This window comes from Streptomyces misionensis, from assembly GCF_007896895.1.
In the GTDB taxonomy this organism is placed as follows: Bacteria; Actinomycetota; Actinomycetes; order Streptomycetales; family Streptomycetaceae; genus Streptomyces; species Streptomyces misionensis_A.
The window spans coordinates 38,504-50,074 of sequence record NZ_VOGW01000193.1 but is presented as its reverse complement, the minus strand read 5'-3'; the positions used below and the strand labels follow the sequence as shown (position 1 = coordinate 50,074).

At 74.3% G+C, this 11,571-nt stretch carries 9 protein-coding genes; 8 read left to right on the top strand and 1 reads right to left on the bottom strand.

Annotated features, from left to right (window positions below):
* Positions 1-2,370, bottom strand: a 2,370-nt coding sequence (locus FRZ03_RS35455) for a hypothetical protein (RefSeq protein WP_398661964.1), incomplete at its 3' end; no start/stop codon positions are given.
* 272 nt (positions 2,371-2,642) lie between these two features.
* Here FRZ03_RS35455 and FRZ03_RS35450 point away from each other — a divergent pair.
* The 8 genes from FRZ03_RS35450 to FRZ03_RS35420 form a co-directional block, all read left to right on the top strand.
* Positions 2,643-3,530, top strand: coding sequence for a DeoR/GlpR family DNA-binding transcription regulator (locus FRZ03_RS35450; RefSeq protein ID WP_146469167.1), 888 nt, complete (start codon positions 2,643-2,645; stop codon positions 3,528-3,530).
* A gap of 97 nt (positions 3,531-3,627) precedes the next feature.
* On the top strand, positions 3,628-4,089 hold the full coding sequence (locus FRZ03_RS35445; protein WP_146469166.1) for an SRPBCC family protein: 462 nt from the start codon (positions 3,628-3,630) through the stop codon (positions 4,087-4,089).
* Between the two features lie 266 nt (positions 4,090-4,355).
* Positions 4,356-4,523 (top strand): hypothetical protein, encoded by a 168-nt coding sequence (locus tag FRZ03_RS39620; protein ID WP_180332364.1) that lies wholly within the window; start codon positions 4,356-4,358, stop codon positions 4,521-4,523.
* Between the two features lie 151 nt (positions 4,524-4,674).
* Positions 4,675-6,261 (top strand): radical SAM/SPASM domain-containing protein, encoded by a 1,587-nt coding sequence (locus tag FRZ03_RS35440; RefSeq protein ID WP_146469165.1) that lies wholly within the window; start codon positions 4,675-4,677, stop codon positions 6,259-6,261.
* Between the two features lie 111 nt (positions 6,262-6,372).
* On the top strand, positions 6,373-8,256 hold the full coding sequence (locus tag FRZ03_RS35435; RefSeq protein WP_261399482.1) for a carbamoyltransferase C-terminal domain-containing protein: 1,884 nt from the start codon (positions 6,373-6,375) through the stop codon (positions 8,254-8,256).
* A 34-nt stretch (positions 8,257-8,290) separates the two neighbouring features.
* Positions 8,291-9,193, top strand: a complete 903-nt coding sequence (locus tag FRZ03_RS35430; RefSeq protein WP_146469164.1) for a phytanoyl-CoA dioxygenase family protein — start codon at positions 8,291-8,293, stop codon at positions 9,191-9,193.
* Positions 9,186-10,478 (top strand): MFS transporter, encoded by a 1,293-nt coding sequence (locus FRZ03_RS35425; RefSeq protein WP_222443438.1) that lies wholly within the window; start codon positions 9,186-9,188, stop codon positions 10,476-10,478. The genes FRZ03_RS35430 and FRZ03_RS35425 overlap by 8 nt, the downstream gene beginning before the upstream one ends.
* 3 nt (positions 10,479-10,481) lie before the next feature.
* A partial coding sequence (locus FRZ03_RS35420; protein WP_146469213.1) for an NAD(P)/FAD-dependent oxidoreductase occupies positions 10,482-11,571 on the top strand: 1,090 nt, incomplete at its 3' end.

The following is an 11,571-nucleotide window of genomic DNA, read 5'->3' as shown; positions in this document are numbered from 1 at the left end:
CCGGACGCGGGCGAAGACCGGGTCGGCCTGGTAGTCGGAGTGGCCGAGGATCGGCCCCGGCAGCGGGTGCTCGGGCGTGCGGCCGTAGGCGAGGGGGTCCCGCAGCGGCTCGTGGTCCACCGGCGGGCGGCCGTCGGCGGCGAGCCGCACCGGGCCGCCGATGGGGTCCGTGCGGCGGTACAGATTGCTCCAGCACGCGATGTCGCGGTGCAGCCCGGCGAGCGCCGCGGGCCCGAAGTGGGCCGGGAACCACCGGCCGTACAGGCGCTCCAGCGGCGAACCGTACGTCAGCAGTGCGATCCGTCCACGGGTGGCCGGGGACAGCTGCCAGGCCGCCGCGGCGGCGAGCACGGTGCCCTGCGAGTGCCCGGACAGGACCAGCCGGCCCCCGGTGGCCCGGGTCCATGTCGCCATCCGCCAGGTCAGGTCGGGCACCGCGCGCTCGGCGTAGCACGGCGGGGCGAAGGGGTGCGCGGCGCGCGGCCAGAAGGTGCCGACGTCCCACAGGATGCCGACGGTGCGCCGGGCCCCGGCGTCCTTGTAGGCGCGCCGGCCCCAGGTGACGAACAGCAGGAAGCCGAGCCCGACCAGCCAGGAGCCCAGCCCCTGGGAGACCCCGGCGGCGATCTGTACGGCGTCGGCGGTGCCGCGGGCCGCGCCGTCCGGGCTCTTTCCGGTGAGCAGGGCGCCGGCCAGCGCCGCGCCGCCCAGTACCAGGGTGGTGACGGAGAGCACCCCGAGGACGAGCGGCGCGCGATCGGTGAGGGCCGCCATGGCCCGGGTGTGGGCGATGGCCCGGGTGCGCGCCGGGTCCTCCGGCTCCCCGGCGTACTCCTGGCTCACCCGGCCCCGTTCGGCCCGGGCCGTCCGGCCGGCGCCGGCGAGGAGCCGTCCGGCCAGTGCCAGCAGCACCACGATGACCGGCGGGATCACCGACGCCTGCCAGGTCAGCAGCACCGGCGGCCCGGCGAGCGAGCCGCCGTCGCCGTCCAGCCAGTCGGCCACCCGCTGGGCGACCCCACCGGACATCACCCCGCCCAGCGCGCAGGCGAGCAGCGCGGTCGCGGGGCCGCCCAGGCCGCGCAGGCAGGTGCGCGCGGCGGGGGTGCCGTCCGGGTGGCGGGAGCGCCGGCGGCCGTCGGCCGTCTTGCGGTACAGCCCGCGGGCCACCGCCCCCAGAGCCACCACGAGCACCCCCTGCGCCAGCATCAGGGCGCCGAACGCCGCGTCGCCCGGTAACCGGCCGGCCGACCGCCACCCGGGGCGGGACCAGCCCGTGTAGAGGACGGCGAGCGCCAGCAGGACGAGGGCGGCCAGGGGCAGGAGGCGCACCAGGTGCCGGTCGAGCCGCTGGTCGAGCTGGTCCTCGTCGCGGCCCCGGCGGCACACCGCCACCACCGCCGCGACCGCCCCCGCGAGGAGCAGCACGGTCAGCAGCCGGCCGAGGGCGTCCAGGGCCGCGGGTCCGCCGGGCCGGTGGTCGAAGCGGGCCGCCGGGGTCACGAGGGCGGCGGCGACCGTGAGCAGGCCGGCCGCGGTGTGCGCGGCGCGCAGCCGGGCGACCAGCCGGCGCCCGTACCAGAAGCCGGGCCGGGCCAGGGCGCTGCCGCCCGGGTCGGGTTCCGACTCCGGGACCTGGATCAGGGGGCGGTGGGACTCGTACGCGCTCCAGGTGCGGTGCGCGAGGTACCAGAGCAGGCCGACCAGCGCGCCCGGCACCAGCGCGGCGAGCGCGAGGCGCCGTCCCGGCTGGGCCCACCAGCCGCCGGACGCGCCGAGCAGTTCGGCCCACCGCCGCACGCCGGGTCCCTCGGCCGCGTCCGGGGTGAGGAAGGCCAGCCAGAAGTGGCGCCGCGCGCAGGCGGGGGTGCCGGCGCACTGCCAGGCGGCGAGGTCGAGGGCCACCTCGCAGGCGGCGGCGACCAGCAGCACGGTGAGGGTGAGGGCGGCCAGCCGCACCAGGAGGCCGTAGAGCCGCACGGTGCGCGGCCGGTCCGCGGCGGCGGGGCGCATCCAGTGGGCGAGGTTCACCACCATGAACGGCAGCAACAGCAGCCACAGCGCGCGCCCGGAGTCACCGGAGGTCAGGTTGCACCAGACGTACGCCTCCTGCACCGGTTCGCCGCGGGACGCGGCCGGTGTCCCGCCGCCCGGGCCGGCCGCGGGCTCCGCGTCCTCGGCCCGGCGGAAGACGGCGGCCGTGTCGTCGCCGGTGATCCGGACGGTGCGCGCGTCACCGAGCATCTTCTCCGGCGTGGTGCCGCCGACCCCGTGCACCAGCAGTTCCAGACCGGCCGAAGGCTCGGCGGCGCGGCCGGGCCCGTCCGTGTCCGGTTCCCGGCCGACGGATCGTTCCTGAGCACGTTCCACTGTTCCCCCGCGATGCCGTGAACCCGGTGTCCGTGCGCGGACCAGGATGTCCTGTTCCAGGGCGCCGCGCACCCCTCGTCACCGAATCTCCCCGATCCGTGCGACGGCGTGTGCGGGCGACCGTGCCGCGAGCGGCGGGCAGGCGGTGGCGCACCTGCCGCCCGCCCGTGAAAAGATGGGACGCCCGCGCACCCCGGACCGAGGAATGCACTGGTCGAAGACGGGTGCGCCGGGCGTGTCGAACGGCTGGCGGCGAAAGGACCGGAGCGTACGTGAGCGAGAATCAGCACCTGCTCGCGGAGCAGCGCCGCGCCCTGATCCTGGACGAGGTCCGGCGCCGCGGCGGCGCCCGGGTCAACGAGCTGACCCGCAGGCTCGGTGTGTCGGACATGACCGTACGCCGCGACCTGGACGCGCTGGCCCGGCAGGGCGTGCTGGAGAAGGTGCACGGCGGCGCGGTCCCGGTGGTCGAGGCGAGCACCCATGAGCCGGGCTTCGAGGCGAAGTCGGGTCTGGAGCTGTCGGCCAAGGAGGACATCGCGCGGGCCGCCGCCCGGCTGGTCAGCCCCGGCAGCGCGATCGCCCTGTCCGGCGGTACGACGACCTACGCGCTCGCGCAGCACCTGCTGGAGGTGCCCGAGCTGACCGTGGTGACGAACTCGGTGCGGGTCGCGGACGTCTTCCACGCGGCGCAGCGCCTGTCGGAGCAGCGGCAGGGCGCGGCCACGGTGGTGCTGACCGGCGGGGTGCGCACCCCCTCGGACTCGCTGGTGGGGCCGGTCGCCGATCAGGCGATCGCCGCTCTCCACTTCGATCTGCTCTTCCTCGGGGTGCACGGCATATCGGTCGAGGCGGGACTGTCCACGCCGAACCTGGCGGAGGCCGAGACCAACCGCCGCCTGGTGCACTCGGCGCGGCGGGTGGTGGTGGTCGCCGACCACACCAAGTGGGGCACGGTGGGCCTCAGTTCGTTCGCCGCGCTGGGCCAGGTGGACACCCTGGTGACCGACTCGGGCCTGCCGCAGGAGGCGCGCGCCGAGATCTCGGAGCATCTGCGGCGGCTGATCGTGGCCGGGGAGCAGGACGCCGGGGACGCGGGCACGGACGCCGAGGGCCCGGAGGACGAAGCCGAGGACGCCGGCAGCACCGACGACAACTGACGTTTCGTCAACTACCCTTCCTCTCAGGACACACGCGCGCCGGAGACGACCGGTTCCCCGCCTCCGCACGGGTGTTCGCGACGGAGGAGGCCCCGCCATGCCCCAGCGTCTGCGTCCGGTCGGACCGGACTTCGTCGACCGCGCGCCGGTACGGCTGGTTTTCGCCCGGGACATCGCCGCCGCCCCGGAGCCGGTGTACCGGGCCCTCACCGAGGACGTGGCGGGCCTGCCGCAGTGGTTCGCGGCCGTTGCCGCCGCCCGGCCGACGGAGGGCGGGCGCGAGGTGTGGCTGCGCGGCGGCATCCGCTGCCGGGAGACGGTCCTGCCGGCCGAGGAGCCCGGGGTGTACGCCTACCGCGTCGACGTGACCAACGCGCCGGGTGCCCGCGCCTGGGTGGAGGAGTGGCGGCTGACCCCGGCCGGCACCGGGACCCGGGTCCGGCTGACCTTCGCGCTGGACGGCACGGCCGCCTTCCGGCTGGGCTGCCGACTGGCCGCACCGGGCGTGGGCAGCGCCGTCCGGCGGGCGATCACGGCACTGGACCGGCGGCTGGCCTGAGCCGGCCGAGGGCTGCCGCTCGCCGCCGGGCACGGGGACCGGACCACCGCCGACGCGATATCCGGTGTATTCGGGTGGCGCGCGTGGGCGTATTGGGGTGCGCGGGGCGTGCACAGGAAAGGGAAATCAACAAACCGGAAGATCAATCCTTCCGTGCGCCCGCACCACAGACGCTATTTTCCAACCATGGCCGGATGACGCCTTATTGGCGGTCTTCTCTTCTGCTTCATTGGGACGCGTTGTGTCGCACCTACCGAGGAGGCCGCATGGCCGAAGTGAAGAAGGTCGTCCGCCCCGCGATCACCGCGTCGTCCCGCCCCTGCGCGTTCGTCTCGCCGGACAAGGGCAACGCCCCGACCATCACTCCCGTCCGCAAGGAGGCCGAACCCGTCTCTGCCCCCGCTGAGCAGCGGAAAGAGTGTGCGTCGGCCTGACGGCTGACGCCTTCCGGGGCCCCGGTCCACGGGCCGGGCCCCGGTCGCGCGCGAACCCGGCCGCAGACCGGTCCGGTTCGCCTCCAACGGCTCCGTGCCGCACACCGCACGCCCCCTCGGAAGTCGTGAGACGCAGGGAGAAGGCTCAACCATGCAGAATTCGATGTACCAGTCCTCGCGCTACGTCCGCACTCTTCGTACCGCAGGCGATCAGGATTTCACGGCTTTCGGCGGCCGGCTCGATTCCTACGCGGACGACGAGCGAACCATGGCCTTTCATTCACTCTTCGGAAATGCGCGCTTGATCGACCGGGACATCGTGGAACTCCTCAAGGAGGCCGCCGGGGGTGTCAGCTGGGACCGGCTGCGGGAGCGGGTCGACGAGGACTCCCTGCGCGACCTCGTGGCGGCCCGGTTCCTGGTGGAGGCGGGGCACGACGAGGCCAGGGAGATCGACTCCCTGCTGGAGAGCCGGCAGAGCGCCCTCGGCAGCGGCGTGTTCCACTCCTCCATCCAGCTCGTGCTCACCAACGCCTGCAACTTCTCCTGTCAGGGCTGTTTCGCCTACAACTTCGACGGCGGCGTCGAGGAGCGCAACACCTCGGGCGAGTCGGTCAAACCCGGGCCGGTCCTGGTCGAGCTGCGCCGCTCGCGCGAGGACGGCGCCCCCGCGGCCCGCCAGGACTCGGGCCCGACGCTCGCCAGGGGCGACTGGAACCACGGCTCCGACGAGGGCCGCAACCCCTCGATGCACATGTCGCGGGAGGTGGCCGAGAAGACCGTCAAGGAGGCCATCGCGCTGCGCAAGGCCAACGGCGGCGGCCATCTGACGGTGTCGTTCTTCGGCGGCGAACCCACCCTGGCCCGGGGCACCATCCTGCACGTCCTGCGCACCTTCGGTGACCGCTACGACGGGGTCTCCCTCTCCTACGACCTGACCAGCAACGGCTCCCGGATCGACGACGAGCTGCTCGCCGCCCTCGCCGAACACCGCGTCGACACCACCGTCTCCATCGACTACCTGGTCCCGGAGACCGGCGAGTTCCGCGGCGGCCAGCAGCAGCGCACCCCCTGGGCCGTGGTCCGCAAGGCGATCCTCGACATGAAGGCCGCCGGCGTCCCGGTGAGCATCACCTCCGTGCTCTCCCAGTACACCTGGGACAAGTGGGGCACCCCGCTCATCGACTTCGTCGCCGAGGCCGGCCTCGACAGCCTGGACGTCATCGTCTCCTTCCAGGCCAAGGAGTTCTTCCAGCAGCACAGCCCGCACGACGTGGCACAGCGGCTGCTGGCCGCCGTCGACTACGGGCGTGAGCGCGGCGTCCAGCTCAGCGGCTACTGGTACCAGACCTTCCAGATGATCATCGACGACGCCAAGTGGGCCGAACAGGCCGACTACAAGACCTGCCCCGCGGTGGGCCGCCAGCTCTCCATCGAGCCGAACGGCAGCGTCTTCGCCTGCAAGGCCACCGCCCGCAAACTGGGCACCATCGACGACTGGCGCGGCATCTTCACCTCACCCGCCTACCAGGACTACGGCATGCGGGCCTACACCAACGGCCCCGGCTGCCAGGGCTGCGAGCTGCAAGGCACCTGCTCGGGCGGCTCCGCGGGAGCGCTGGAGGAGGAGAACGGCTCGATCCAGGTGATGTCGCCCGGCTACTGCGCCTATATGCGCGAGGTGGTCCAGGGCCTCCTGGAGCGCCACCACACCCAGAGCCTCGCCACCCTGTCCTGACCCGCGGGCCCCGGCCCTCCCCGCAACGGCCCGCCCGCACCCGTGGCGGGCCGCCGATCCACGATCCGGTCCCGCGACCCAGGTCCGGGCCCAGGAAGGGTGACTGGTTCCATGGCAACGATCGGCATGCACTTCGGCCACGACGCGGGCGCCGCGCTCACCGACGCGGGCGGCTACCGCGTCATCGAGGCCGAGCGCCGCCTGGGCCTGCGCCATGTGTGCGGCGGCAACGGCGACTTCCCGCGGGCCGCCGCCGAATGGCTGGCCGAACTGCGCGCCCGGGCGGCGAGCCCGGTCACCCGTATCGCGGTGGCCGACTGGTACACCCCGCGCTGCCAGGTGCTGCCCCCGGCGCTGGTCGAGCTCGTCGGCGAGGACGCCCGCTGGACGGCCATAGGGGGCACCGGCCTCGCGGACGCCGTGACCCGGGTGCTCAAACCCCTGGACTGGCCGCTGGCCAAGGGTTTCGGCGACATCACCCTGACCGCGGTGCGCCACCACTACGCCCACGCCGCCCTCGCCTACTACACCTCCGGCGCCCGCAAGGCCCTGGTGCTGGCCCTGGACGGCACCGGCAACTACGCCGAGTGCGGCATGGTCTGCCTCGGCGACGGCGACCAGCTCACCCCCGTGCTGTCCTTCACCAACCGCACCGGCCCCCGCTTCGGCCTGGTCTACGAGGCGCTCGCCCGGCGCATCCACGGCAGCCAGTTCGACACCGGCAAGCTGCTGGGGCTGACGGCCACCGGCGAGACCGACGCCGCCCTGCTGCCCGTACTGCGCGCCATGCTCCTGCCGCAGTCCACCCGGCGCGCCTCCCCGGACCTGTACGAGCCGCTGGACGAGGACCAATTGCCGGGCAGCGCGCTGCGCTACGCCGACACCTGGTGGGAGTACGACCCGGGCAGCGGCGGCTATCTGGACGCGGGGCTGGCCGACTCCAGCGACGACGACGTCGTGCACTCCTTCGGCTCGGTCTTCCCCGACGAGATCCGCACCGCCGACGGCGCCACCACCCTGATCGGCACCTCCCCGGACGACCGTGTCTGCCGGGACCTGGCGGCCACCCTCCAGGCCGCCGTGGAACAGGACCTGACCCGGCTGGTCACCGGACTCAGCCGGCGCTTCCCCAGCTACGCCACGCTCTGCTACGCGGGCGGCTGCGCGCTCAACATCACCGCCAACAGCCGGCTCGCCGAGTGCGGCCAGTTCACCCGTGTGTCCGTGCCCACCTGCTGCGACGACTCGGGGATCGCCCTCGGCGCGGCACTCGCCGTCGCCGACCCCGCCGACCGGCCCGCCCTGACCGGCCGCTCGGGCTGGACGTCGCTGGCCTACGCCGGACCGCCCCTGGGGGGCCTGGGCCCGCTCGACGACGGCGCCGCTCCCCCGGCCGGCGACCTCGTGGCCCGCCTGCGCGGCCTCGGGCGGTCCGTGCGCCGCGCGGCCGACGACGAGGAGTTCGTCGAGACCGTCGCCGGGCTGCTGGCCGAACGGCGCTGCGTGGCCTGGCTGGAGGGCGGTCTGGAGACCGGCCCGCGGGCCCTCGGCCACCGCTCCCTGCTGGTCTCCGCCCACTGGCCCGGCGCCCGCCGGTACGTCTCCGAGACCATCAAGCAGCGGGAGTGGTTCCGGCCGGTCGCCCCGATCTGCCCGGAGGAGGTCGCCGACCAGTACTTCACCGGCCCGCTGGACCACACCGAGGCCATGCTCTTCGCCGTCCGCGTCCGGCCCGAGCGGGCCGAACCGCTCGCCGAGGCACGGCACATCGACGGCACGGCCCGCCTGCAGACCGTACGGCCCGACACCCAGCCCCTGCTGCACCGGCTGTGCCACGCGGTCGGCGCCCGCACCGGGCTGCCCGTGCTCATCAACACCAGCGCCAACGGCGGCGGCCGCCCCATCCTCAACCACGTCGACGAGGCGCTGGAGTTGCTCGCCGAGACCGAGCTGGACGCCGTGGCGCTGCCCGAACGCCGCCTGATCGCCGAGTGAACCCCGCCCCCGCACCGCACCCTGGAGAGTGTCCGTGGCAGCCACCCAACTCCGAGACATCCGAAAGACCCGGCCCCTGCGCGTCCTGTCCCCCGCGGACTGGGAACACTGGACCGGCAAGGGCTATGTGATCGTCCGTCAGGCGGTGGCGCCGGACACCGTCGCCGCCCTCGCCGAGGGACTGTGCTCCTTCCTCGACATGCGCCCCGACGACCCCGCCACCTGGACCTCCCCGCACACCGGCAACGACCGGCTGCCGGGCCACAGCGGACTGGTCGAGATGTACAACCACCAGGCGCAGTGGGACGCGCGGCAGACCCCGCGGGTGTACGAGGCCTTCGCCGACATCTGGGACCGCGCCGACCTGTGGGTGACCATCGACTTCGCCAACGTCAACCCTCCCAACCGGGGGCCGCGCGCCTTCGACGGGTTCATCCACTGGGACGTGGACACCTCCACCGACCCGCTGCCCGTGAGCTGCCAGGCGGTGCTCTCGCTGACCCACGGCGACGAGGAGATCGGCGGCTTCCAGTGCGTGCCGGAGATCTTCGCGGAGTGGGAGAAGTGGGTGAGCGGCCAGCCCGCCGACCGTGACCCCTTCACCCCGGACATCACCGGCTACTCGATCACCACCCCGGAGGTCGCACCCGGCGACCTCATCATCTTCAACAGCCTGCTGCCGCACGGCGTGCACCCCAACGTCTCCGCCGACCGGGTGCGCATGGCCCAGTACCTGACCATGGCACCCGCCTGGGAGGACCACGCCGACCTGCGGGAGGCCCGGGTGCGGTTCTGGCGCGACCGCGTCCCGCCGCATCCGCCGGAGGGCGGCGTCCGCAAGGCCGAGGCCGATCTGTACGGCCCGGCGAAGCTGACCGGGCTCGGCGAGCGCCTTCTGGGTCTGCGCGGCTGGGCCGAGGGGAGGGTTGTTGGCTAGCACCACCCGCCCCCTCGCCCCGCACCGCAAGAGCGCCGACCTGGGTCGTCCGTTCCGCTGGCTGTGGGCGTCCACGGCCGCCTCCAACGCGGGCGACGGCATCACCCGTACCCTGCTGCCGCTGCTGGTCGTCGCCCATCACCCCGATCCCGCGGCGGTGGCCGGGCTGACCACCGTCAACATGCTGCCCTGGCTGCTGTTCGCCCTCCCGGCCGGAGTGCTCGCCGACCGCGTGGACCGGCGGCGCATCGTCCTCGGCAGCAATGTGGTCCGCGGCGCGGCCCTGCTCGGCGCGGCGCTCGTCCTCGCCACCGACCGCCCGCTGCCCCTGCTCTACGCGCTGGCGTTCCTGCTCGGCATCGCCGAGACCCTCGCCGACACCGCGGCGCCCGCGATGCTGCCGCGCCTGGTCGAGGCCGGGCAACTGGAACGCGCCAACGGGCGGCTGTCGGCGGCCCAGATCGTGCTCAACGAGATGGTCGGACCACCCGTGGCGGGCCTGCTCGCCGGGCTGACCGCCGCGGCCGCCCTCGCCACCGGCGGCACCCTGTACGCCCTGGCCGCGCTGCTGCTCCTGGGCCTCGCCCCGCTCGCCGGTACCGATCCGCGGCCGGCCCCGCCCGAGGCACGCGACGGGGTGCTGCGCGACATCCGCCAGGGCCTGCGCTTCGTCCTCGGACACCGCACGCTGCGCGTGACGCTCGCCGCGAGCGCCCTGTACGGCCTGGTGTTCTCGGCGACCTTCTCGATGCTGGTGCTGCTGAGCGAGCGCACCCTGCGGCTGGGCGAGACCGGTTACGGGCTGCTGCTCGCCGCGGGGTCGGTGGGCGCCGTCGCCGGAAGCTGGCTGGCCCCCCGCGCCGCCGACCGGCTGCCCACCGTACGGCTGGCCCGCTGGTCCCTGGCCGGCTCCGGGGCCGCCTACGTGATCCTCGGCCTGGTCCGCCGGCCCGAACTGGCCGCCCTCGCCCTCGCCGTCAACGGCGTCTTCATGATGGGCTGGAACATCCCCGTGATGTCCCTGCGCCAACGGCTCACCCCGGAGGACCTCCAGGGCCGGGTGATGAGCGTGTCCCGGCTGTGCTCGTGGGGCAGCATGCCCGTCGGCGCGACCCTGGGCGGCCTGCTCGCCGCCGCGCTCACCGTGCCCGCGGTGTTCGTGGTGTGCGGTGGCGTCCTGGTCCTCGGCGCCCTGCTCCTGCTCGCCCGTCTGCACGACGAACCCCCCGTGCCCGCGGCGCCCGCCGCACCACTTCCGTCCGGCGAACTCGACGACAAGGGATGACCATTGGACACGCAGCTCTATGACACGGTGATCGTCGGCGGCGGGCCGGCCGGCCTGAACGGCGCGCTCTACCTGGGCCGGTCGCGCCGCCGGGTACTGCTCGTCGACTCCGGCGACGCCCGCAACATGGCCGCGGGCGTCATGCACAACGTCCTCACCAACGACGGCGCGCCCATCGCCGACTTCCGGGCCCGCGCCCGCGCCCAACTCGCGGACTACGACGTCACGTTCGTCGACGACGAGGTGGTGTCGGCCGAGCCCGGCGGCGACCACGTGGTGGTCACCGCCAAGGAGTCCGGCACCGTCCGCGCCCGCACCCTGCTGTACGCCGCCGGGGTCCGCTCGGTGCTGCCCCCGGTCCCGGGACTCGCCCCGCTGTGGGGCAAGGCCGTCTTCGAGTGCCCGTACTGCCACGCCTGGGAGGTGCGAGAGCGCCGCTTCGCCGTCTACGGCGGCGGTGTGCCCAGCGAGTGCCTGGCCTCGACCCTGACCGTGTGGTCCGACGACATCACCTACCTCGCCGACGGACGCGCGCTGCCCGGGGACGAACAGGACCGGCTCACCGCCGCGAAGGTGCCGGTCCTCACCGACGGCGTCCGCGAGCTGCGGCCACACCCGGAGGGCCTGGAGGTCGTCTTCACCGACGGCCGGACCGCCTCCTACGGGGCGCTGTTCCTGCACCTGGACATCGAGCCCCGGGTGGCCCCGCTGCGCCCCTGGCTCAAGGCCCCGGACCTGGAGTCCGTGCAGAGCGACGACCGGGGCCGCACCAGCCTGCCCCGCCTGTACGTCGCCGGGGACCTCGGCCGGAACATGCAGCAGGCCGCCATGGCCGCGGCCAGCGGCGGGCTGGCCGCCATGGCCATCAACGCCGATCTGATCCGCGAGGACCGCCCCGGTTCCCTGCCCGAGCCGCCGCCCCCGGCCCCGGCCCGCCCGACGCGTCCGCCCCCGATCCGCCCGCCGCCCCCGCCCTGGTCGCGCGCACCCTTTCCGTGGTCGTCGCGGCCCTCCCGCCCCGAGTCGGCCCCGCCGGCTAGAGCGGCCCGCAGCCCACGCCGCTGGCCTTCCTCTGTCCCGCACGTGGCGCCGC

Coding starts and splice junctions, on each gene's coding strand:
- FRZ03_RS35445 (WP_146469166.1), top strand. CDS start 3,628: ATGCCCCAGCGTCTGCGTCCGGTCGGACCGGACTTCGTCGACCGCGCG.
- FRZ03_RS39620 (WP_180332364.1), top strand. CDS start 4,356: ATGGCCGAAGTGAAGAAGGTCGTCCGCCCCGCGATCACCGCGTCGTCC.
- FRZ03_RS35440 (WP_146469165.1), top strand. CDS start 4,675: ATGCAGAATTCGATGTACCAGTCCTCGCGCTACGTCCGCACTCTTCGT.
- FRZ03_RS35435 (WP_261399482.1), top strand. CDS start 6,373: ATGGCAACGATCGGCATGCACTTCGGCCACGACGCGGGCGCCGCGCTC.